We start from the raw sequence: 23,656 nt of genomic DNA, 5'->3' as shown, positions 1-23,656 counted from the left end.
TGAGAGCAGTGTAAATTTCACCAAATACAAATACCGGCACTTTAACGTATCCGGAGAATGGACAAGCTTTATGAAACGGGAAAACATCAAAATAGCCGTCATCGACGGACAAGGGGGCGGCCTCGGAGGCGCTTTGATCCAGCAGCTCAAAAAGGCAAATCCGGACATTCCACTTCGCGCTTTAGGCACAAATGCCGCCGCCACCGCCACAATGTTCAAAGGCGGCGCGGACGATGGTGCGACTGGCGAGAATGCCATCGTATACAACGCCTCGCGTATGCACATTCTGCTGGGTCCCATAGGGGTTTTGGTTGCAAACGGACTTTTGGGTGAGGTCACGCCGGCCATGGCGGCGGCAATCGGTTCAGCAGATGCGGTGAAGATTCTTTTACCGTCTTTAAAATGCAATATTCGTTTGGCGGCCGGCGCGCAGGAATCCATGCAGACCTATTTAAACGAGGCGGTACGCCTTTGCAACGAAGAGATTGCCCACCTTGTAGCCCAGTAGGATGGGATACCGAGAGATATTCGAAGCTTAAGAAACAATATAGTTTCTATTAATACGGAAACAACTTAACTTACTAAGTTTTAAGACAATGCCAATACCCGTCTGCCCAGCGACGGTGAAAGGATATCCAATGATTCATCTGGTATTTCTCGCGCCATATGAGGAACTGCGCGGAAAAATTGAACAGGTATTTCAAGAGCGTTCTGATCGGGATGAAATCTCGTGCGAGATCATGGCCGATCAGTTTAATAATGATCTGGCTGCGGCCCTACATGGAGACGCCATTATCTCCCGCGGATTTACGGCGCTAAAGCTGAAACGGCTGGGTATCCCCTATGCAGAGCTGAAGACCACAGGCTACGATGTCATTGCCGCCGTGGACAACTTTGGGTGACCGATGCTTATCACGGTCTTCCTTACAGGGATGCGGAATACGCAGTCAAAGGCGCGACGGTGAACGCCGCAAAAATGTGCCGTATTGACCGGCGGACCAGCAGTATCCAGCCCGGCCTTGCCGCTGATTTGATTGCGGTGGACGGCAATCCGCCGGAGAACATTTCGTCTTTGAGCCGGGTTTCTTTTGTGATGAAGCAGGGACGGATTTTTAAAAAGGGAGCTGCCGGGATATTCCCGACAGCTCCAAACTGCGTTATGAAAAGCTTTGTTCTAATCTGTTTCACTCGGAAATCAATTTCAAGAAAATACCTTATACGTAGTTGCAAGCACGGGCAATTGCCATTTCTGTAAAGCCCAGCGCTTCCGCTTTGGTATGATTTCCACAGGACACCTCTTTGACCATTTGATAGAGCTCGTCGCCCAATTCCTCCAGCGTCTTGGTCCCATAAATAAGCGGGGAGGCATCCAAATCCAAGTTGTCTTTCATCTTGGAAAAGGTCAGCTTGTTGCCGGTAATCTTGATGACCGGCACAATGGGATTTCCCGTGGGGCTGCCGCGCCCCGAGGAGAAAACCACCACCTGTGCGCCGCCTGCCACCATCGCTGCAACAGAGGCGGGATCGTTGCCCGGAGTATCCATAATCACCAAGCCCTCTTTTTTCGCAACCTGCTTGGCATAGTCATAGACGGCGCTGACAGGCGCGTGACCGCCTTTGTGAATACAGCCCAGAGACTTTTCTTCCAAAGTCGTGATGCCGCCCGCCTTGTTGCCCGGGGATGGATTTCCTTCTCTTACTTCTTCCCCAATCAACTGCAGCGCTTTTTCATAGCGGTGTACAATTTCCAAAATACGGTCGTGAACCTCGGGCGTTTTGGCGCGCTTTGCCAAAATATGCTCGGCGCCAATGAACTCCGTTGTCTCGCTGAGAATGGAGGTCCCTCCGTCTGCCACCAACAGGTCGCTCAGGCGCCCAATAACGGGATTCGCCGCAAGACCACTGGTGGGATCGGAGCCGCCGCATTCCGTGCCGAGAATCAGCTCGGACATGGGAAACTCCTGCTTTTGAAGCATTGACGCCTCCTGAACCAGCTCCCTTGCGTACCGGACGCCCTGTTCCACGGCCTTAAGCGTTCCGCCAATCTCCTGAATGATGATTTGATGCAGCGGCTTGTTGGTGCGCTCTTCAATGGCCTTGACCACCAAATCCATCTGGCAGTTTTCACAGCCCAAGGATACAACCACGGTTCCGTAGATATTGGGGTTCGCGGCATAACCGGCCATCACATCCATTGTAAGCTGCTGATCGGGAGCAACCTGAGAGCAGCCCTGCTGATTGTTGAAGGTTACGGCTCCGTTAACCTGATTTGCAATAATTCGCGTGGTATCGGATGCACAGACACTGGCGGGTAGAAGCAGCACATGATTGCGGATGCCCACCCGCCCGTCCGGACGCTGATATCCAAAAAAATTCATTTATATCTCCTCTTGTCGGCCGTCGAGATTTTCCCGGTGGCTGGTGACGTTATGAACATGGATATGCTCACCTTTTTTAATATCGCGGGTAGCGATGCCGATATGCTGTGCATACTTGGAAACGGACTTGCCCTCGGGAATGTTCTGGCAGGCCGCCTTATGGTAAATTGTAATATCCTCCAGAGCGGGAAAGCGCAGTGTTTCACCGTTGCAGACATAGATGATATCCTCGCCCTTCTGAATTGCCTCAATAGCGATTACCGCATTGTCTTTGGGATCGATAATCATTGCGTTGTGCATAAATGCACGCCTCCTTTTAGTATGTCTGTGCCGCTAAGTCCATCAGTCCAACGGCGGCGGGAGAGGGATGGTCCGCGATACGCGGGCCTTCCCTCTTTAAAACAGATTGCCCTGTGTGTCAAATATCAGTTCATAGGGCTCGGAGAGAATTTCAATATTCGGGTTGGCCTTGGCCAGTGGCAGCAGGCCCTCGGAAATCTCGATATACTCAATGTGGGCTGTATTGTGAATGCGGATCATCTTCATGTTGTTCTGATCTTCGGCATCAGGGCAGCAGCAAAGCGCCAACTGCAATGCCTCACGGTCATTGTCCATAATCATGGGAATCTTCATCAAATGCAAAAACGTATTGGTAACACCGGTTGGATACGTCATCTCCAGCTTCATCTTGTCGTAAAGCCGCCGGGTCGTCACTTCGGCCAGCCCGATGCCCTGCGCATTGCCGTGGGTTTCGTCCGTAAGGTCAAGAACAACCACCTTTTCCGCATCGATTCCCCCCGAACAGTATTTGGGCTGGACAAAGCGCCCTGTTACATTGGGGTCCATACCGTCTCCGCTGATATTTTTGCCGATCTGGTCCACAACCAGTACGTCGCATTTATCAAAAAGCAGACGGGCAATGGTCTTATAGGAGAGCTCCTTGAGCTTAGGCTCCTCATCGATAATCTCCTGAGGGGTTAGCGCCTTAACAAGATAGGTATCATCATAAGCGTTTTCGATTACTGCAATTCCACCTACAATCGGTGCGTTTTTCAGAATCGTAAGGCCGTATTCCTCTACCAACTCGTGCATAATCGCCGGACTTTGGCTGTGCAGATCATGGGCGCCCTTCTGCTTACCAAGGCCGATGGCCATCATTTTCATCAGGCCGCTTTCATACTTGCCGCGGAAAGACGTGTGGGGCTTAATTCGGTTTAAGAGAAGAATCCCATCGGCCTCCGCCGCGTTTTTGTCAATCTGAACAGACTGATGCCGTTTTTCGGAAATACCGATCTGAACGGTATCCATGCAGCTTTTCACCGGGCAGCCCATCGTTTGCTCTGTGATACCATAGTCGGCAAGAATTTGGCTCTGACCTTCCGCGGTAGCTCCTCCGTGGCTTCCCATGGCCACCACAATAAAGGGTTCCGCGCCCCGGGACTTTACAAAATCCACAATGGCTTTGGTCATAATCGCATAGTGGTTAATGCCGCGGCTTCCGCAGGTAATGGCAATCTTCATTCCGGGTTGTATTTTCTCCGCAATCACCTCTCTGGAAAGCTCGGAGGTAACCGTTGCCGCAATTTTTTCCTCTGGAATATTGGTGGAATCGTAAAGCTCCCGTACCCGCACCATTTTGGGAATGGGAACATCTTTTATCAGGTTGGTAATTGTTTTCATATACTGTCCTCCTACGAAAAGGTTTCAGAAAAGCGCATGCCCAACTAGGATTGATTTGGGACAGAGCGCTTTTAAAAGGCGGTCCCCGCCTTCCGCTCAGAGCTTCTTTTTCACCATCCACAGCATTGTTGCAAAGCAGGCGCCTCCACCGATCAAATTGGAAATTGGCTCCGACCAGAACACCCCGGATACCCCCATATAGCGAGGGAGCAGCCAGATCAGCGGAATCACCAGTACAACCTTGCGGAACAAGGAGAAGAAAATGGCATACTTGGCTTTTCCCAGCGCGGTGAAGGTGGCCTGTCCTGAAAACTGAAGTGCCATTAGACAAAAGCCCCAAAAATAGATGTGCAGCATATCCACACCGACTTCCAACAGCTTTGGATCATCTGTAAACAGCAGGATCGCCGCCTGCGGGAACAAAAACAACACGCCCCAGACCACCGCGGTATACACAATGCACACGCCCGTTGTGAAGGCAATCCCCTTTTTTACCCGGTCAAGTTTTTGGGCCCCATAATTATAGCCAAGAACTGGCTGTGACCCGGCTGTGATACCATGCACGGGCATGATCACCATCTCCCGCACGGAGGTGATCACCGTCATGGCACCCACAAACACATCGCCGCCCAGATTCATCAGCGCGCGGTTATAAGCGAATTGCGTGATTCCATTTGTAAACGCCATCACAAAATTTGCAAAGCCCATCTGCACGGTCTGCAACAGCACGGCAGGCTGCCAGCGAATATGTTTCTTGCGCAGCAAGAGCAGCGCTCTCCGCCCCGTCAAAAAATGCAGTACCCAAACCGCAGAGACCAGCTGAGCCACAACCGTGGCAATGGCAGCGCCCCTCACGCCCAAATCAAGCGCAAAGATCAACAGCGGGTCGAGAATCACATTGATCACCGCGCCTGCGGCAATAGAAACCATTCCCACCTTTCCAAAGCCTTGGCAATTGATAAAATTATTCATCCCCAGCCCGATGACAGACGCCGCTGTTCCCCAAATATACACAGAGAAATATTCCTTTGCGTATGGAAAGGTTTCGGAACTGGCGCCGAAAAGCCGCAGCAGCGGGTCTTGAAATACAACGCCTATAAAGGTCAGAACCAACGCGGTAATGACCAGCATAAAAAACGAAGATCCGATAATTCGCTCTGCCGCCTCGTCATCCTTTCGCCCACGCGCAATCGAACAAAGAGGCGCTCCGCCCATGCCGAAGAGATTTGTAAACGCAGTAATGATATTTATGATTGGAAAAACAATACCGACGCCGGTCAGACTCAAGGATTGTCCTCCGCCGATACGTCCGATAAAAAAACGGTCTGTTATGTTGTAAAGGACATTCATCAACTGTGCAATGATCATTGGAACAGCCATGACGGCGATATTCTTTGCCATACTCCCTTGACTGAAATCATGATCGCGCTGCAAATAGTTACCTTCTTTCTCTAGATAGAGTTTACCGCCTTGCCCCGTGGCAGGCTCACTTTTCGGAATCAGCGGATTTGTTTTTCTCTTCCTGCCGCTTGATCATCCGCCAAAGTGTGGTCCGGCTGACGCCCAATTCCCGGGCAAGCTCCTTCTTTTTCACAGGGACCGGCAAATACAGCGAAGGCGGCGTTGGAGCCGCAGGGACGGCAGACGGCGCCTGCCCGGAAGTCTCCAAGCCCCCCGCCCTCTGCCCATCAGCAAAAAGCAAATTCAGTTCTTCCAGCGTGTCCGTGCTGATCGCCTGAGCGTCATTGAGTACCACCAGCCTCTCACAGACATTCCTGAGTTCACGTACGTTGCCCGGCCAGGAATACTGGCGCAGAATCTCCTGCACGCGCAATGTCAGCCGAGGCGGAATCTTACCCTGCTCGGCGGCAAAAATGCAAAGCTGATGCTCCATTAGCGGCAGAATATCGTCCGGCCGCTCCCTCAGCGGTGGAATATAAATTTCCAGAGCGTTCAGACGAAACAGAAGGTCACTCCGAAACTTGCCCTGCGCGATCTGCTCTTGAATATTGACATTGGTTGCAGCGATCACCCGCACGTCGATCGGGATGACCGCGGTACTGCCAATTCTTCGGATTTCCCGCTCCTGAAGCACCCGCAGCAGCTTCGCCTGCAAAGCAACCGGAATTTCACCGATCTCGTCTAAAAAAATAGTTCCGTGATGGGCCTGCTCGAAAAGGCCCGTTTTTCCCATGCGGGAAGCGCCGGAAAAAGAACCAGGCTCATAGCCAAACAGTTCGCTTTCCAGCAGACTTTCCGGAAGTGTAGCGCAATTGATGGCCACGAAGGGTTGATCAGCCCGATTACTGGCCGTATGAATGCTGTGCGCAAATAGTTCCTTGCCAGTTCCGGTTTCTCCAGTAATCAGCACATTCGAGCTGGCTGTGCTGAACTTTTTGGCGATTTCAACGCGTTTGCGCATGGCGGGACTGAAGGCAATTAAATCACGAAACGAGTATTTCGCGGTCAGGCCCTTGAACGTGAGGTCCTTGCGTAGCTGGCGTTCTTCCTGCATGATCTTGGACGCGGCACTGGTGGTGATCAGCGTGCCCACGCCGGAGGCTTCTCCACAGATCAGCTTGTATTTCACATAGTATTTCTGCCCATTCAGGTTCAAAATGCCCTCGTCCCCGTCCCGGCACGGATTGCTGGAGGAGCCGATAAAGGTCAGTTGGGAATTGATTTCGCTGACTAACCGCCCCTGCCAGCCAGACGCAAAATCCAAGTGATAAAGCTGATATGCCTTTGTATTCGCTTCCAGAATACAGCCGGTTTCATCCACTGCAAGCACCGCGTCTTCACTGTTGTCCAGAATCATACGGATGATATTGCTTTTCGTTCGCTCGGTATTGATGCTGCGGGCCGCTTTCATCGCCTCTGACACAGCGCGGTCCAGCGTTTCGGGCTGAATATGGATATAGGTACACGGGATTCCGCGTTCCCGACAGATATTGCTGACAGTTCCGCCGCTGACAATGGCGTCCACGCCATCCCGCTGGCAGGCATCCACAGCCGCATACGCGCTGTCTTCATCCAGAACATCGTATAGGCGCACGTCCGCCCGACACAGTTCATTTAAGCCGGGCAATATCGTCCTGAGCTCGCCGCGTTTCAGGCATAACCCGATGACGGAAGGGTGAAAGCTGTCCCGACAGATCAGCAGAGCCTCCAGAATATCCGTCCCGTCGAAATCCAGACAGGTCACATGCTTTCCCGAATAGATCTCGCAAATTTTGCGATAGGTGATGCCCCGCGCCACGATTACATCATAGCCTCCCAGTTGATTGAGAATCTCCGGAGTGCCGAAACGATGAACCACATCAATATGCAATTCACTGCTGCGGATCTTTTCCACCTTTGCTTCCATCTGCTCAATTAAATCCGGGGACGGCACAAAAATGATAATTCTGACCATACGACACCCTCCCTCCCACAGCAATTGCCACAGTCATTTGATTAAGCGGACCTGCAAAAAGCAGACCCGCTTAATCATACTATAAATTGAAAGTTAGCTCAAGCCGTTATCTGCCATATAAACGGTTTCGTAAGCTGTGACATACCGAGTTGCCTCGTCAGTGTTCATGTACTGATCAATCAGCTGATTGGTCTTCAAATACTCATTCTGCCATGCCTCAGTCTTGGACACCTGTCCCAGAGCGTCGGACCAATAGGCAACAGCTTCGTCGCTCATAGCGGCGGGAGCCGCAACACCACGCCATACGGGAACTTCCACGTTCTCGTAGTCACCGATTTCGGACAGGGTGGGAGCATCCGCCAGGTTACCGGCGTAACGCTCTTCAGCCAGAGCCAAAACGGGATCCAGATCACCGGATTCCACATACTGGGAAGCTGCTGCGGGCTTGGAGATCACGAAGTCCACATTGCCGCCCAATGCCGCAGTGATCGCGTCAGAGGTGGAGTCATAAGTGATGTAACCCATCTGCTGTTCGGTGAGGCCCACTTCCTTGATCAGCTTGTTATAGGTCTCAATATCATCGCCCTTGGAACCGCCGATGACCACAAAAGTGCCGTTCTTGGCAGCTTCAATGGCAGCGGCAAAATCCGACTGGTCCCCGCCGTTTTTGGCATAGTCAGTCTTGGAGTCAGAAGCAGGGCAGGAGAACAGAAGCTGCTTGTCAACTGCCATGATGGCAAGGATGCGGAAGTTGCTGGAACGGTTATTCGTGTTTTTAACCATGGGCGTCAGATCGCCGGAGTTGAAGGTCAGCAGGGTGTAATCTGCATCGTTCGTCATGGTCGCAACCTTATTGCGGCCAACCTCGCCCGAGCCGTCTGTCTCGTTGGAGACGATGATGGTCTGTCCGTTGGCCAGATTTTCGTTGGTCATGATCTCCCCAATCTTTCTGGTGAAGATGTCGGAGCCGCCGCCAGAGGAGGAAGTGCATACCCAGGTGACGCTTTTTGTGGGAACGAAGCCCTCGGGCTGGGCGCTGCCGGAACCAGCGGAACCGGAAGATGCAGATGAAGAGTCGCCACAGGCGGCCAGCGACATCAGCATCAGGGATGCAAGAGCGAATGCAAGAACCTTTTTCATGATAGTTTCTCCTTATGTTAATTTTTCTGGGGTAACAGGGTAATATCGAAGATCAGGCGTGAGCCTGAGACTTCTTTGCTTTAAGCTTGCGCAGGATATTTTTCGCCATAGGAGTCAAAACCAGCACCAGGAAAACTGCAAGCAGCACCAGCTTCAGGGGAGAGTCCGCAAATACTTTTAGCCCACCCTGAGACGCGATGAACGCCTTACGCATGTTCTTCTCCAGCATGGGAGCCAACACGAAAGCCAACAGCATGGGCGCGGTGGGGAATCCGTTCTTTTCCAGAAGATATCCAACGATACCGGAAATGAACATGACAATCACGCCAAACATGGAATTGGAGGTGGAATATGCGCCCACAATGCACACGCAGGTGATAATGGGGATCATATACTTCACGGGAACGCTCAAAATTTTGATCAGGAACGGAATGACTAAAATTGCCACCAGCAGAGTAAAGAGGTTCGCCAGATACAAAGAGGAAATCAAGCCCCAGCAAAATTCGGGGTTGGTATCAAACAGCAGCGGGCCGGGATTCAGGCCCCACATCATCAGTCCGCCCAGCAGCACCGCGCCGGTGCCAGAGCCGGGAATGCCCAGAGCCAGCAGCGGGGCGAACGCACCGGCGGCAGCCGCATTGTTGGCAGCCTCAGAAGCGGCAATGCCCTCAATTGCGCCGGTACCCATGGGCTGCTCGCTCTTGAACTTCTTTTGCATGGCATAGCCGACCATGGACCCAGTGGTAGCGCCGGAGCCGGGCAAGACGCCGATGAAGGTTCCCATGATGCCGGACCGCAGCGCCGGAGGAAGCAGACGCTTCAGGTCATGCTTTGTGAGCATACTGTCTTTAATGGACAGCTTCACCGCGCGCTCCTGGCTGCCGCGCTTGGCGTCGTCGGCTTCCCGCTCGTTGATCAGCTTAATGACTTGGGCAAATCCCACGCAGCCGATGACAAACGAGGTGAAAGGAATCCCCCCCAGCAGATACATGCTGCCAAAGTTATAGCGGGGCGCTCCAGACAGTGTATCCATGCCCATGCTGGCAATCAGAATGCCGAACATTGTAATGATGATGCCCTTCATGGGATTTTCACCGATCAGCCAGCTTATGGAAGTCATAGCGATGAGCAATACCAAAGTCATCTCCGCATAGCCGAACTTCAGGCCCAGATTGGCAAGCCCGGAGGCGGTGCAGGTCAGAATCAGAATACCGATGGTACCGCCGATGAAGCTGGAGAGGTTGGCCGCTACCAGCGCGGGGCCGGGGCGGCCGTTCTTGGCCATGGGATAGCCGTCCAGCGCAGTGGTAATCGCCGGAGAATCTCCGGGGATGTTCAATAGAATGGCACTGAAAGAGCCGCCGTACATATTGGAATAATACAGAGCGCCCAGCATGATAATGGCGGTGGTGGGATTAAACTTATAGGTCAGCGGCAGCAGCAGCGCAACGCCAGCCAGCGAACCGATCCCCGGCATGGCGCCCACGATGAGGCCAAGAATAGCACCCAGCATGCACACTCCGATATTTTCGGGAGTCATCAGTGTGTGGAAGCCCGACAGTAACGATGTAAAATTCTCCATAATCAGGTCTCCTTACAGAATATACTGGAACAAGCCCATCGGGAAGCGGACCTGCAGCCATGAGACAAATACGCCCAGAATAATCGCCGCCAGAAAGAGTTCAATAATGGCCACAGTTTTCCAGGAGGCGTGCTCAACAAACTTCAGCCAGATGAACAGATAGATCAAGCAGCTGGCGATCAGACCCACTACATAGGTTCCAATGATAATACCGGCTCCGCCAAGAATGACCATCAGCTCATTTTTGTTGTACCGCGTGGAGGACTGATTCTTGCTGTTTGCTATTTGAATGATCGAAGCAATACTCGATACCAGCAAAATCACTGCAATGATGACCGGGAAAAAGCCGGGCATAGGCTGATTGTTCCAAAATCCATACTGTTTAATGCCGAGAAAAATAAATACAGCGGCAAAAACAGCAGTGACAATTGGAACCAAAGTCTGTGTATTAAACTTTTTCTTTTCCACAATTCCTTGCTCCTTCAATTATTTTGTGCGTTTGGCCAACGCCATTTTAGAAGCCGCCTTAACCGCTCTTTCAAAAGAGGTGGTGGTGGCGCTTCCGGTCCCCACTTTGTCAAAGGCAGTGCCGTGTGCGCAGGTGGCAACGGGATAGGGCTGACCGCCCGCAACGGTGATGCAACGCTCAAATCCGACGAGTTTCAGTGCGATCTGTCCCTGATCATGAAACAGCGTCACCACAACATCGAATTCCCCGTGATTCAGCGCACGGATAAACAGCGTATCCGCAGAGTAGGGACCAGTGACATCCCAACCGGTCTCGGCAACGACCTTTTCCACTGTGGGTGCCAGTATATCCACTTCTTCGCGGCCACACAAACCAAATTCACCGCAGTGAGGATTCAATGCGGCAACCGCTATGCGAGGCCGAATACCAAAGCTCTCACCGGTGATCTCGCCCAACGTAATGGCTTCACGCAGAGTTTCTTCCGTCAGATTTTCGCTGACCTCTTTCAGCGGGATGTGACTGGTAACACGAACGGTCATCAGATCGTCCATCATATTGATCTCGCCAAAGGGACTTGTCACACCAAATTTGTCTGCCAGATAAGTGTGCTCACTCTCCACATGCATTCCGGCCATCTTCATAGCGCCTTTGTGGAATGGTCCAAACACAAACCCCTCAATTTTTCCGGCTTTACACAATTCGATTGCAGTATCCATCTGATCGAGATCGCTTTTTCCGCAATATTGAACGGCTTCGCCATAAGGAACCAGCGAGGGGTCTTGGTTCTTCAAATCCAAAACAGGGTAGCCGCGCTCCCAGTCACACTCGCTCAAATCATTGATCTGGTAGTAAGGAACGTCACCGCCGATCACCTGCAAACCACGTTCAAACATGCGCAGATCACCGATCATTACAGGGCGGCAATAGGCTTTATATGTGTCCTGCACAGCCAACTTTGCAACCAGCTCCGGGCCTACTCCGGCAGAGTTTCCGAGCAGGACCCCGAGGATGGGTCTATTGTTCATAATAATACCTCCGTCAAATCAATCGCTGTTTTCGTCGGGCCGACATAGCGGCTCTGGCGTAAACACTGTTTCGTTTTTATGTAGCAAAAGGTGTACCAGCAATTTGTTCCGTCTGGACAACATTTCAAAAATATGTCTAATTTGTGAATTACATAGATTTTTAGTTAAATTTTTAGCAATTATGTAGATTGCATTTTGCTTATCCCCTGTTTCTATCCAGCACAGCCTGTCCTTATTGCAAAAACTAACGGCAGCGCAATCTTGGGTGAAACAAATTTGAACCAAAATGTTCCTATTGCGTTTCATTAAGTTTCATTTTGTAAGGGTGCGAAACACGAAAACCACTTTGACATCGCATATTCTTTTAGCAAGCGCGTAGCAGGGCTAAATACGTGTTTCTTAAACGCAAACACACTCCAAGCAAGTGTTATCGGAATAATTAGCACAGGTAGTATATCATTTCAATGAATAGATAAGAGCTGATAGATAACGGATACCAATCCGTCAGCAATAAAAGGGCCTGAGGATACACGTAAAAAACGTGTGTCCTCAGGCTTGTCGCAATTAAATTGGGGTAAAAATAGATCGCAAGTCATATCCAAGACGCCGCGTACCCATGCAGGTCGGGCTTCCACTGCCTATCAATGTCCGGCTATCCGTGGGCATATCATGGTTTGGCGGTCGGCTGGGATGAACGAAGCCAGTCGAAAACGTGGGACTTCCAGACTGTTATCCATGGCACGGTGCCAGGTTTACTGCTCTGCCAAAAGCTTGTTCAACTCCGACATGAAAGTATCAATATCCTTAAACTGGCGATAGACAGAGGCAAAGCGGACATAGGCCACCTGATCCAGCTTACGAAGCTTTTCCATCACCAGCTCGCCGATGTGCTCCGTGGTGATTTCCCGGTCCAGTCCGTTTTGCAGCTCCTGCTCCACCTCATCGGCAATGCGCTCCAGCTCTGCCAACGGCACGGGCCGCTTTTCGCAGGCGCGGATCATGCCGCCCAGAACCTTGCTGCGGTCAAAGCTCTGGCGGCTGCCGTCCTTTTTCACCGCCACCATGGGCAGGCTTTCCACCGTCTCATAGGTGGTAAACCGGTTATTGCACGACAGGCACTCCCGCCTGCGGCGGATGCTGGCCCCGTCGTCGGTGGGGCGGGAATCCACAACCTTGCTCTCTGCGAACCCGCAATAGGGGCATTTCATCGGGCGTTCTCCTTCCTCCCGGCGGGGCCTGTACATTCCGGCCCGGGGCCGGAAGCAAAACTGGCAGGCCGCGCCGCAAATAATTCATTAAAGTACAGTATACCACAACGCAAAGCGTTGTGGTATACGTCAATTGTTATTTATAAAAATTTTTTGCAAGGCATCCTTTGAATCAACGGCTCAGGGCATAATCGGCCGCTCCTGCGAATCGAAGGCATAGACGATATGCAGCGTTCCCTCAATCCGGCAGATTTTTGCAAAGCAGAACAGCGGAGTCAGCGGAAAGGGCTTTGCCGGATCATAGGGGATTGCCACCAGCAGCCGCTTCTCCCCCTGCTGGGTCAGCACACCGGGAACGCCTTGCAGCATATGGGAAAGCCACTGGGATTTCAGCAGCCGCTCCGGCGCGGGAACCCGTTCCCATGCCCGCTCTCCCTCCCGCCGCGCATCGCACCGCAGAAGCTTTCCAAGGTCCCCCGTCTCCCGGCGACTCAGCCTGCGGCGGATAGAATAGGCCCCCCCTTCCGGCGCAAGAACCCCCAAAAGCATTTCGCCCTGTTCCCCCACAAGATATGCCCGCAAAAATGCCGGGCCGGGAATGCGGCACGCGGCGCGGTAGTCGGCGTACATTCCGGCTTCGGTCACGCTCAGCTCCCCGGCGGCTCTGCCGTCCAGATACAGCGGATACTTGTCCATGGCGGCTTCCTCTCCCTTCGGGCGGCGCGGGACCGGCCCACGAAGGGCACAAAAAAACCGCCGCCTGCGCTATCCTATGCGCGGGCGACGGGCTTTTATGTATGCTTGTTTTTTTATGCGTTCGCCTCTGCCGTCAGCTTACGGAGTACGTCCCCCGCACCAGCAGCTTCACCCCGTCGGACCCGGCTTTTACCGTCCGACCTTCCACGGTTGCCATGTACAGATGGTTTTTCACCAGCGCGCCGCCGTTTTCAAGAACCTCAGCGGTGGTTTCATCCACAAGGCCCGGAGAGGATGCCGCACCGCAAGAAGCCGTTCCCGCCCGGAGCAGCACTTCCGCGCCCACAGAGAGGTTCAAACTCCCCCCTTTGGACAAGTCCACCACGGTAAAGCTTGTCCCGGCGCTTCCTGTTCCCTTTCCCTGCACTTGTGAAAGAATTTTGGGCAAAAACGTCTCGTTTAGATAGCTCAGCGTCACCAGCGGGTCCCCCTGGGACCCTGCCTCCGCCGCCGCGGAAAATGTAATCATCGCCGCCATGGAGGCCATCATCAGCGCCCCGGCCCGCAGGTACCATCTGTTTTTCTTTTGTTTCATCAAGCCCTCCCGTCACAGGCGGCGCCAGGGAAAAGAATACCGTTATGTATTCTTTTCTCCGGCATTCCGCCAGCTTGAAGTTAAAATACCCGCCTAGACCAGTTGGTCATGCTGCAGGCCGAAGCTCACCGCAATTGCGGTGTCAATCTTTTCCATCACCTGTTCATCCACATGGCCCATGTGTTCTCTCAGCCGCCGCTTATCCAGTGTCCGCACCTGCTCCAGCAGAACCACGGAATCTTTGGAAAGGCCCCGGCTATCCGACATGGGAAGGTCTATGTGGGTAGGCAGACGGGCTTTTCCCGTCTGAGAGGTAATCGCCGCTGCGATGACGGTGGGACTGTATCTGTTGCCGGTGTCGTTCTGAATAATCAGCACAGGCCGGACGCCTCCCTGCTCGCTACCCACCACCGGGCTAAGGTCGGCGTAATAAATGTCGCCGCGTTTCACAACACTCGTATCCACAAAGTTCACACTCCGCCGAAAATAGTACCCGCCGCTGAAAATACTTTTTCAGCGTGGCCACTATCATTCTCCCACGCAGCCGGAAAATTTATACGCCGTTTTTCCGGTTCGACCGGCCCCGGTTTATTCTATGCGGCCGGGCGGGCCGGGGTGCGCTTTGGAGCGGTGGAACGGGGCTTCGCGGATGCCTGAATCTGCAAGGCCGCTCAGAGCAAAAGCTGCAAATGGCGGTCGGTCATCTCTCCGTTTTCGAGATAGACGCGGGGCACCCGCTTGGAAACGTCGCATGTCAGCTCATAAGTAATGGTACCCGCAGCCTCCGCCATTTTTTCCACAGGGTTGTTGGGGCCGAAGACCTCCACCTCGTCGCCGGTATGCACATCCGGCAAATCCGTCAGATCCACCATGCACATATCCATGCACACGCGGCCCCGGATTCTGGCGGGGCCCTTGGGCGTCAGCATCTCCCACCTGTTGGAAAGGCAGCGCTGAAGCCCGTCGGCATAGCCAATGGGCAGCACGCCGATGCGCTGCTCCCCGGCGGTAAAATACGTCCTGCCGTAGCTGACGGAGGTTTCCGGAGCGTAGTCCTTCACGGGACCGACGGTGGTTTTCAGCGTCATCACCGGCTTCAGGCCCAGCGTGCGGCTCATCGGCTCCGTCCCAAAGAGAATCACGCCCGGGCGGCACATATCCCACGCATACTCGGGGTAAAACGCCACGCCGCCGGAGTTGCAGCAGTGGTGGATGGAAAATTGCATCCCGGCGCGGCTCTCCACCTCGTTCACCATATGCGAAAAACGGTCATACTGCGCACGCGTAAAGGCCCGGCTCTCCTCCTTGTCCGGCTCGTCGGACACGCAGAAGTGCATAAAGACCCCTTCCCAGACGAGGTTTGGCAGCTTCAGCGCCTCCAAAATTTCTTCAAGGCTCTTCTCAAAATAAGCCTCGTCGCACCGGAAGCCCAACCGGCCCATTCCGGTGTCCAGCTTCAAATGGACCGTCAGGGTTTTGCCGCAGGCGGCGGCCGCAGCGGAATAAGCCCTTGCCATTTCAAGGGAGGGAACGTCCTGCGTCACACGGCTGTCGATGAGCGCCTCCGTCATATCGGCGGGGGTGTATCCCAGCAGAAGGATGGGCAGCGTAAGTCGGTTGTGGCGCAGCTCCTGCGCCTCTTCCAGATTGGATACGCCCAGATATTCCGCGCCAAGCCGTTCCAGCTTTTTTGCCACCCACACGGCCCCGTGGCCATAGGCGTCCGCCTTCACCACGCCCAGATACTTCGACTTGGGCCCCATCCTTTCCCGAATGGTGCGGTAGTTGTGCGCCAGCGCATCCAGGTCGATTTCCGCCCAGGTCCTTTTCAGGAATTTTTCCATACGCTCACCTTCAAATTTTCATTTGTCGGGGTCATTTGCCGCAGTTATTCTCCGGCCCCTCCGTTATCCTCCAGTATAGCACCGAATTGAAAGTCCGTAAACTCCGCCTGCAAAATTATTTTTTCATCCACGGAGATTTCTCCCCGGACAGGGACATGATCCTCCGCCCGCAGCCACAGGGTGGAGACAATTTTGCCCCCCTCCGCCCCGGTCTGCTCCAGCGCAAGGCGCAAACAGGAATCCTCGCCCCAGTCCTCTTCATTTTCCTCCAGCAGCCAGCCCCCCCGCAGGGCGCTCATCAGCCGGGGCAGGCAGGACGCGGGACTGAGCTCCTCCCCGCTTAAGGGGCCTGCCGGGAGGCAGTCGTCCTCATAGAGCAGCGTCAGCCCGTCGCCGTCCATGCGGGCCTTCACCCCCGCCGCCGTCTCCGGACCCAGCACTTCCACGGTGGACGTCTCCGGGGCGTAGTCGCACCGCAGGGTAAAGGCGCTCACCTCGTCGCCGTAAAATGCAGTGACCTCCGCGGTCATCTGGGCGCTTTCCATCTCCTGATAGGGCGCCCGCGCGGCCTGAGCCGTCTGCTTTTCTCCCCCGCCGCAAGCACACAGCAGCAGGCAGAGCGTTATCATCGGTACACAAGCCGTCGGTTTGCGCACCCGGATATCCCTCCTTAATGTTGTTCCGTTAAAACCGTTTGAAATGCGCTGGGAATCGCCTCCGCCGTGTCCCGGGGCGTCATGCCGTATTCCGTCAGCCACCCGGCGGCGAGATCCCCGGCAAGCCCATGGAGATAAACCCCGCAGGCTGCCGCCCGCAAAGGCGTTGCCCCCTGCGCCAAAAGCGAGGCGATCATTCCGGTGAGCACGTCCCCGCTGCCGCCTTTGGCAAGACCGGAATTTCCGGTGGGATTTTGAAGCACCGTGCCCTCAGGCGTTGCGATAAGCGTGCGGTGGCCCTTGCGCACCAGAATGCAGCCGTGGGCCTTGGCAAAGTCCCGGGCGGCTTCCGCCCGATCCACCGTCAGGTCCCCGCCCAAACGGGCAAATTCCCCGTCGTGGGGCGTGAGAATCGTGACGCGGCCCCGCCGCGCGTCCAGACTATCCATATGCCCGGAAAGAACGTTTATGCCGTCGGCGTCCAGCACCACGGGCTTTTCCGTTTCCAGCAGGCCCAGAACCAGCTTCTGCGTGTCTGTTGAGCGGCCAAGGCCAGGGCCGAGGGCCAGCACGCCGCACTCTTCCAGCTTTTCCCGCAGGGGTCTGATGGCTTTTTCACTAAGCATCCCGTTTTTGTCCGGCGCGGGAAAGGGCATGGAGGAGACGCACCTGCCCGCCTCCGTCTGCCAGATACACTCCGGCACGCCCAGATATACCAATCCGCAGCCACAGCGCTCGGCCCCCAGCGCCGCAAGATAGGGTGCGCCGGTGTATCCCACCGCGCCGCCCACGATGAGCAGCTTTCCAAAGTCACCCTTATGGCCGTCGGTTTTCCGGGGCGGCAGCGCCTCCCGGACAAATTCCATGGTAAGCTCCTGCGTTTTCATGGCGTTCTTCCTTTCCGGGCTCAGCGCCCAACCCTTGTCTCCCTCTTTATACTCCCACGGCGGGAGATACATTTCCGTTGATCTTAATTATAGTGTCCCCCTGCCGAATTGCAAGGGGTTTGGGCTGACCGAAAAATTTCAGCGGCTCTTTTTCAAATGCCTGCAACTTTTCCGCCTTCTCCAGCGTCTTTTAATGGAAGTGTCTTACTCAATTGAACAAGACAGGAGGATCTCTTGATGAGAAAACGCACCTTGACGCTGATTTTATTCGCCGCGCTGGCCCTGTCCGTGTCCGCCTGCGGCAAACCCGCCGGAGGAACTTCCTCGGCATCCTCTATTCATGAGGAAGCCGCTCCGTCCGAGTTGACGGAGGCAGACGTACTGGCGGCCTATGAAAAGGCGGCGGAGGTTTACGATTGGTTTGATCTATGCTCCCTCCCCACCTCGGGTGACCCGGTAGCGGAGGACGGCAATCCCTACGACCCCAAGCAGGCGGGGCTTTCCTACCGTGCGGTGGCACACAAAAGTCTGAAAACCTACGCCGATTTGGACGTATGCGTGCGCAGTTGCTTCACCCAAGAGCTGGCGGACAAACTGATGGGCAGCGGCACGGGCTATCGGGACATCGACGGACGGCTCTATTCCGCCGACGCGGCCAGAGGCAGCAATCTATACCTGTTGGGAAAGGCCGCACGCGCGGAGCAGACAGACGAGAACCACTGGGCCGTGACCGTGACGTTTTATGCCGACAGCTATGAATGGGAGGTTCCCCTTGCCACGGTAGGATACTCACAGAAGACTTTGGATTACATCAAAACGCCAGACGGCTGGCGCTTTTCCACCTTCTGCCCCTCCGACGCGCTGGACGAGACGGCGAAGACGGTGTTCCACTTCTCCTATGGAGATCCGTCCACGATGGAACAGGAAAACATGGCGGACTGGCCGGCCCTCAAGTTGGCCTGCTGGCTGCTCCACGCCGACGGGGCGTTTTCCGAAGGGGCAAGCGACCACTTTGCCCTCCGGCTTTTAAACCATCCGGACGAATGGTTTGCAGCTCTGTCCGCATTCCCGGACAGTCCGTGGGAATATCGGGATTCCGTAATCACCCATCCCGCCTGGAGCATCTACGGCTGGCATCCGGCGCAGGAAGATGAGCGGCTCGAGGCGCTTTTAAACGCCTATCAGCCCAAAAACAGCGCGGAGACCGCCCTGCTGAATGCCCTGAAAACCGCATGGATGCAGGCAACCCAGCTTGGTCAGGATGACGCGGACGCGGCGTTTTGTCTGGTGGCGGAGGAGCAGTGCCTTACGCTTGGCAAGAAGGACGGGGCATACCCGTGGCTCTACAAGGATTTTGCGGAGAAGCCCACATCCGTGGGAACCGGCGACAACGGGGAAAAGGTCTATGCATTTTCCTACGGCGGCGTGGATGTGAAATATGTCACATATTCCGACGAAGGCGGTGAAACAAGCCTTGTCAGCCGCATGGAAACCGCCTCACCGGCTGTGAAAACATGGTGGGGCGTGTCCGTGGGGGATAAAGAAGACGACATTTTGGCCGTATACCCGGACGCGAAATATACCGACAGAATCCGCGCGGAGGACGGCGACGGCGCATGGGTCTGGCCCGGCGACGAAGAAATGCTGGGAAGCCACATCACATTTTATATGAAAGACGGCGCAGTATCCGAAATTTTGATGGAAAACCTTTCAGACTGATAAACTCCCCCGTTTGGCGAAAAATACGCCGGGCGGGGGATTTTCCTCTTGCATTTCCTTGGATTTCATGCTATAAGTGGTAGTTGAAAACAGCGTTGAACGGGAAAATAACGATTCTCCGCCGCCAAGAGAGGGCTGGTCACCGGCTGCAAGCCGGCCCGCGGCGCGTCGTTTGGTTCGCCCGGGAGCCGCCATGGAGACATGGCCGGAGACCCACCGTTACAGGGGTTCAAGCGCGCGCGGCACTCCGCGCGAATTTGGGTGGTACCGCGGAAGCTGAGCCTTTCGTCCCAATCTGGGGACGAGGGGCGTTTTTTTATGCCGTCCGCCCCTGAACTACGTGATTTCTGCAATAGAAAGGGTAAAGGAGCATCAAGTATGAAGGAACAACTGGAAGCCATCCGCAAAGCCGCGCTGGAAGCCGTGTCCAGTCCGCAGGCCGCTGCGGACTTAGAATCGCTGCGGGTGAAATATCTGGGCAAAAAGGGTGAGCTGACGGCTCTGCTGAAGCAGATGGGCGGTCTGTCCGCCGAGCTGCGCCCGGTGATGGGCCAGCTTGCCAACGAGGTACGAGCCGAGCTGGAGACTGCCATCGAGAATCAGGCAGGCCTTTTGGAGCGCAAGGCCATGGAAGCCCGCCTTGAAAACGAGGCTCTGGACGTGACAATTCCCGGCAAAAAGCTTCGCATGGGCCACAAGCACCCCATGTACAGCGTGCTGGACGAAATCAAAGACATCTTCATCGCCCTTGGCTTTGAAATTCTGGACGGGCCGGAGGTGGAGCTGGCGGACTATAACTTCACCAAGCTGAACACCCCCGCCGACCATCCCGCACGGGAGTGGTCCGACACGTTCTATCTCACAGAGGATTCCAATGTCCTGCTGCGCACCCAGACTTCCAACATGCAGATTCGCGCCATGGAATCCCGGGAGCTGCCCATCCGGGTGCTGTCCCCCGGGCGGGTGTACCGCAAGGACGAGGTGGACGCTACCCATTCCCCCATGTTCCATCAGATTGAGGGCATTGTGGTGGACAAAGGCGTCACGATGGGTGATTTGAAGGGCACCCTGAACGCCGTCATCCGCAGGATTTACGGCGAGAACACCGTCACCCGCTTCCGTCCCCACCACTTCCCCTTTACGGAGCCGAGCTGCGAAATGGACATTCAGTGCCACAAGTGCGGCGGCGTGGGCTGCCCCACCTGCAAGGGCGAGGGCTGGATCGAGGTGCTGGGCGCCGGGATGGTCCATCCCAAGGTTCTGCAAAACTGCGGCATCGACCCAGAGGTTTATTCGGGCTTTGCCTTCGGCATGGGATTGGAACGGCTGGCCCTCGGCCAGTATAAAATCAGCGATATGCGCCTGATTTTTGAAAACGACGTGCGGTTCCTGGAACAATTCTGATAAGGGGAGAGGGATACGATGTTACTGTCCAGAAAATGGCTGAATGAATTTGTGGAGGTGGACGCCTCCGACCGGGAATTCGCCGAGGCGATGACCCTCTCCGGCTCCAAGCAGGAGGTCACGACCGACCTTGGTGCGGGAATCAAAAACGTGGTCGTGGGCAAAATTACGGAGATGAAGCGCCACCCGGACTCCGACCACATGTGGGTTTTGCAGGTGGACACAGGAAATGAAGCGGTCCAGATTGTCACTGGCGCGTGGAACATCCATGTGGGCGATCTTGTCCCCGTGGCAAAGGACGGGGCGCTGCTCCCCGGCGGCGTAAAAATCGAGAGCGGCAAGCTTCGGGGCGTGGAGTCTCAGGGAATGCTGTGTTCTTTAAAAGAGCTGAACCTCACCGCCGAGCACGATTATCCTTACGCTGCGATTAAAGCCGCGGCGATTTTGGGGGACTATACCCCTCTGAAAGGACAGGAGCCTTCCATCCCGGCGGATATTCAGCCGGGGCATAAGCTTTTCGGGGCCGTCTGCGCGGCGAAGGTCTTGGAATGCGCCGTCCAGCCGGACGGCCTGTATCACACCGTTTTGGACCTTGGCGGCAGCACCGCCATGCTGGACGACGACTGCCAGAACCTCCACGAGGGGGATATGGTAGCTTACGATGCAAAGGCGGAAAAAATTTGTACGCCCGACGACCTTCACGCCCAGCCATCCGAGTTCCCCCACTGCATCACCGACGGCATCTGGATTCTCCGGGAGGAGAATGTGCAGCTCGGCGACGACGTGGCAACCCTCATCGGCTGCGACGACCATGTGGTGGAGTTTGAAATCACGCCCAACCGGCCCGATTGCCTGAGCATCATCGGCCTTGCGCGGGAGGCCGCCGCCACCTTCCGGAAGCCCTTAAAGCTTCACACTCCGGAGATCAAGGGCTGCGGCGGCAGCATCGCGGAGCTGGCGGACATCGACATCGAGGATGGCGACCTGTGCCCCCGGTACACGGCCCGGATGGTGAAAAACGTAAAAATCAAGCCGTCCCCTGCATGGATGCGGGAGCGGCTGCGCAACTCCGGCGTGCGGCCCATCAACAACATCGTGGACATCACCAACTATGTCATGCTGGAATATGGCCAGCCCATGCACGCCTTCGACTTCTCCTGCGTGGAGGGCGGAAGAATTATTGTCCGCACCGCCCGCGAGGGGGAGACGATCCAGACGCTGGACGGAAACGTCCGGAAGCTGACCCCCAGCATGCTGTGCATCTGCGACGAGGAAAAGCCCGTGTGCGTGGCAGGCGTGATGGGCGGCGCCAACAGCGAAATTGTGGGCGACACCGCACAGGTCCTGTTCGAGTCCGCAAACTTCAACGGCGCGTCCGTCCGCCGCACCGCCGTGGCGCTGAATATGCGGTCTGAGGCCTCCGCCCGCTATGAAAAGGGTTTGGACGCCATGAACACCATGAAGGCGGTGCAGCGTGCCTGCGAACTGGTGGAGCTGCTGGGCGCTGGCGAAGTGGTGGACGGCGTAATGGACGTAATTGCCAGAGATTCCGCCCCCACCGTTTTGACACTGGAGCCGGAGCGGATCAACGCTTTGCTTGGCACCGACGTGGCCGAAAGCGAAATGCGGACCATTCTGGAGACGCTGGACTTTGAACTGAACGGCGACGAAGTCACCGTTCCCTCCTGGCGCAGCGACGTGGAGGGCATGGCGGACTTGGCTGAGGAAGTGGCCCGGTTCCACGGGTACAACAACATCCCCGTCACCCTGTCCGGCGGCGCGTCCGCCCATGGCGGCGGCTACACCCCCGTCCAGTTAACGGAACGAAGCGTCGGCGCACTGTGCCGGTCCTTGGGGTACGATGAAATCATCACCTACTCCTTCATCAGCCCCTCCTATTACGACAAAATCAAGCTCCCCGCGGACTCTCCTCTGCGCAGCTCCTTGAAAATACTGAATCCTCTGGGAGAGGACACCTCCATCATGCGCACCACCACGCTGCCCTCCATGCTGGAAATTCTGACCCGGAACTACAACTTCCGCAACAAGGCCGCATATCTCTACGAACTGGGCCGCACCTATTTCCCCAAGAAAACCGGCCCGGATGCAAGCGGCGTGGCGGAGGAGCCGAAGATTCTATCCCTTGGGGCATTTGGCCCTGAGGTGGACTTTTTCTCCGTGAAGGGCGCGGTGGAAACCGTGCTGGAGGGCCTGCGCATTGACGGCGCGGTATTCGAGGCCGAAACCGGCAATCCCTCCTACCATCCCGGCCGCTGCGCCAAGGTCCTGCTGAACGGGGAAATTCTTGGCATTTTGGGCCAGATTCACCCGGATGTTGCAGTGAATTACGGCGTGGACTGCGAGCTGTACGCCGCCGAGCTGCGATTTGACGCGCTCTATGCCGCCATGGGGGCCCAGCCTGTGTATAAGTCTCTGCCCCGCTTCCCTGCCGTGGCGCGGGACATCGCCGTGGTGTGCGGCAAGTCCGTCACCGTGGGCGCGCTGGAGGAGTGCATCCGCAGAGGCTCCAAGGGCCTTTTGAAGGAGATTTCTCTGTTTGACGTGTACACCGGAGTGGGAATCGCCCCGGGCAAAAAGAGCGTGGCCTTTAACCTTGCCTTCCGGGCAGAGGACCGCAGTCTCACCGCCGCCGAGGCGGACGCGGAGGTGACCGGAATTCTGGCCCTGCTGAAGAGCGAGTTGGACGCGGCGCTGCGCTGAGACGAGGCCGCAAAATCTCCATCAAAGTTCTTCTTTGCTCTTTACAGCCCGGAAAAAGTCGAGTATAATAAAACACGTATAAGGGGAAAGGTGGTGTCTTCATGGACGATTTCACCAGAAAATTTAATCTTGCGATGGAAAAGGACGAGGAGATCCGCCAGGTCCTGTCAACGGTCTATCAGGCATTGGAGGAAAAGGGCTATAACCCCATCAATCAGATTGTGGGCTATATTCTCT

23 protein-coding genes are annotated in these 23,656 nt (G+C 55.3%); 7 read left to right on the top strand and 16 right to left on the bottom strand.

Translation table 11 applies throughout. The features are described from left to right. Window positions 1-70 precede the first annotated feature (70 nt). The 3 genes from B2W96_RS02645 (at window position 71) to B2W96_RS02635 (ending at window position 1,255) form a co-directional block, all read left to right on the top strand. Window positions 71-508, top strand: a complete 438-nt coding sequence (locus tag B2W96_RS02645; RefSeq protein WP_293008283.1) for a DUF3842 family protein — start codon at window positions 71-73, stop codon at window positions 506-508. A gap of 130 nt (window positions 509-638) precedes the next feature. Further along, entirely contained in the window at window positions 639-902 is a 264-nt protein-coding gene (locus B2W96_RS02640) for a hypothetical protein (protein ID WP_293008281.1), read from the top strand. Continuing rightward, the gene (locus B2W96_RS02635; protein WP_293008279.1) at window positions 899-1,255 is read left to right on the top strand and encodes an amidohydrolase family protein; all 357 of its coding nucleotides are present in this window, start codon (window positions 899-901) and stop codon (window positions 1,253-1,255) included. Before B2W96_RS02640 ends, B2W96_RS02635 begins: the two co-directional genes overlap by 4 nt. On the opposite strand, the gene B2W96_RS02630 is transcribed toward B2W96_RS02635, so the two are convergent. From B2W96_RS02630 to B2W96_RS02555, 16 genes are all read right to left on the bottom strand, one after another. Continuing rightward, window positions 1,215-2,378: a UxaA family hydrolase gene (locus B2W96_RS02630; protein WP_293008277.1), complete on the bottom strand. Its 1,164-nt coding sequence runs from the start codon at window positions 2,376-2,378 to the stop codon at window positions 1,215-1,217. The two genes, B2W96_RS02635 and B2W96_RS02630, sit on opposite strands and share 41 nt — an antisense overlap. Next, entirely contained in the window at window positions 2,379-2,678 is a 300-nt protein-coding gene (locus B2W96_RS02625; RefSeq protein WP_293008275.1) for a UxaA family hydrolase, read from the bottom strand. It lies immediately after the preceding gene. Window positions 2,679-2,774: 96 nt separating this feature from the next. Further along, window positions 2,775-4,058 (bottom strand): DUF362 domain-containing protein, encoded by a 1,284-nt coding sequence (locus tag B2W96_RS02620; RefSeq protein ID WP_293008273.1) that lies wholly within the window; start codon window positions 4,056-4,058, stop codon window positions 2,775-2,777. A 96-nt stretch (window positions 4,059-4,154) separates the two neighbouring features. Beyond that, complete coding sequence (locus B2W96_RS02615; RefSeq protein WP_293008271.1) at window positions 4,155-5,459, bottom strand: MATE family efflux transporter; 1,305 nt, start codon at window positions 5,457-5,459, stop codon at window positions 4,155-4,157. Window positions 5,460-5,544: 85 nt separating this feature from the next. Continuing rightward, window positions 5,545-7,473, bottom strand: a complete 1,929-nt coding sequence (locus B2W96_RS02610) for a sigma 54-interacting transcriptional regulator (RefSeq protein ID WP_293008269.1) — start codon at window positions 7,471-7,473, stop codon at window positions 5,545-5,547. Window positions 7,474-7,566: 93 nt separating this feature from the next. After that, on the bottom strand, window positions 7,567-8,613 hold the full coding sequence (locus B2W96_RS02605; protein ID WP_293008267.1) for a tripartite tricarboxylate transporter substrate-binding protein: 1,047 nt from the start codon (window positions 8,611-8,613) through the stop codon (window positions 7,567-7,569). A gap of 52 nt (window positions 8,614-8,665) precedes the next feature. Then, window positions 8,666-10,195 (bottom strand): tripartite tricarboxylate transporter permease, encoded by a 1,530-nt coding sequence (locus tag B2W96_RS02600; protein ID WP_293008265.1) that lies wholly within the window; start codon window positions 10,193-10,195, stop codon window positions 8,666-8,668. Window positions 10,196-10,207: 12 nt separating this feature from the next. After that, a complete protein-coding gene (locus tag B2W96_RS02595; protein WP_293008263.1) occupies window positions 10,208-10,663 on the bottom strand; it encodes a tripartite tricarboxylate transporter TctB family protein in 456 nt (151 codons plus the stop codon). 18 nt (window positions 10,664-10,681) lie between these two features. Further along, complete coding sequence (locus B2W96_RS02590) at window positions 10,682-11,689, bottom strand: 4-hydroxythreonine-4-phosphate dehydrogenase PdxA (protein WP_293008261.1); 1,008 nt, start codon at window positions 11,687-11,689, stop codon at window positions 10,682-10,684. 752 nt (window positions 11,690-12,441) lie between these two features. Continuing rightward, window positions 12,442-12,897 carry a transcriptional regulator NrdR gene (nrdR, locus tag B2W96_RS02585; protein WP_293008259.1) on the bottom strand — a complete coding sequence of 152 codons (456 nt, stop codon included), beginning with the start codon at window positions 12,895-12,897 and terminating at the stop codon, window positions 12,442-12,444. A gap of 180 nt (window positions 12,898-13,077) precedes the next feature. Beyond that, window positions 13,078-13,593, bottom strand: coding sequence for a hypothetical protein (locus tag B2W96_RS02580; protein ID WP_293008257.1), 516 nt, complete (start codon window positions 13,591-13,593; stop codon window positions 13,078-13,080). Window positions 13,594-13,726: 133 nt separating this feature from the next. Beyond that, window positions 13,727-14,188: a hypothetical protein gene (locus tag B2W96_RS02575; protein WP_293008255.1), complete on the bottom strand. Its 462-nt coding sequence runs from the start codon at window positions 14,186-14,188 to the stop codon at window positions 13,727-13,729. Between the two features lie 93 nt (window positions 14,189-14,281). Next, a complete protein-coding gene (locus tag B2W96_RS02570; protein ID WP_293008253.1) occupies window positions 14,282-14,653 on the bottom strand; it encodes a type II toxin-antitoxin system PemK/MazF family toxin in 372 nt (123 codons plus the stop codon). 206 nt (window positions 14,654-14,859) lie between these two features. Continuing rightward, window positions 14,860-16,032 carry an alanine racemase gene (gene alr / locus B2W96_RS02565; protein WP_293008251.1) on the bottom strand — a complete coding sequence of 391 codons (1,173 nt, stop codon included), beginning with the start codon at window positions 16,030-16,032 and terminating at the stop codon, window positions 14,860-14,862. A 44-nt stretch (window positions 16,033-16,076) separates the two neighbouring features. Further along, window positions 16,077-16,688 (bottom strand): hypothetical protein, encoded by a 612-nt coding sequence (locus B2W96_RS02560; RefSeq protein WP_293008249.1) that lies wholly within the window; start codon window positions 16,686-16,688, stop codon window positions 16,077-16,079. 14 nt (window positions 16,689-16,702) lie between these two features. Next, window positions 16,703-17,575, bottom strand: a complete 873-nt coding sequence (locus B2W96_RS02555) for an NAD(P)H-hydrate dehydratase (protein ID WP_293008247.1) — start codon at window positions 17,573-17,575, stop codon at window positions 16,703-16,705. A gap of 237 nt (window positions 17,576-17,812) precedes the next feature. Here B2W96_RS02555 and B2W96_RS02550 point away from each other — a divergent pair, with 237 nt between their 5' ends. The 4 genes from B2W96_RS02550 to B2W96_RS02535 form a co-directional block, all read left to right on the top strand. After that, window positions 17,813-19,294: a hypothetical protein gene (locus B2W96_RS02550; RefSeq protein WP_293008245.1), complete on the top strand. Its 1,482-nt coding sequence runs from the start codon at window positions 17,813-17,815 to the stop codon at window positions 19,292-19,294. Window positions 19,295-19,672: 378 nt separating this feature from the next. After that, on the top strand, window positions 19,673-20,698 hold the full coding sequence (gene pheS, locus B2W96_RS02545; RefSeq protein WP_293008243.1) for a phenylalanine--tRNA ligase subunit alpha: 1,026 nt from the start codon (window positions 19,673-19,675) through the stop codon (window positions 20,696-20,698). An 18-nt stretch (window positions 20,699-20,716) separates the two neighbouring features. Further along, complete coding sequence (pheT, locus tag B2W96_RS02540; RefSeq protein WP_293008241.1) at window positions 20,717-23,419, top strand: phenylalanine--tRNA ligase subunit beta; 2,703 nt, start codon at window positions 20,717-20,719, stop codon at window positions 23,417-23,419. 101 nt (window positions 23,420-23,520) lie between these two features. Next, window positions 23,521-23,656: IreB family regulatory phosphoprotein (locus B2W96_RS02535; RefSeq protein ID WP_293008287.1), on the top strand; the 136-nt coding region annotated here is incomplete at its 3' end.

Origin of the sequence: Oscillibacter sp. UBA6647 (assembly GCA_002455655.1) — a bacterium.
Lineage (GTDB): Bacteria > Bacillota > Clostridia > Oscillospirales > Oscillospiraceae > Oscillibacter.
This window is presented reverse-complemented; position numbering and strand designations above follow the sequence as displayed.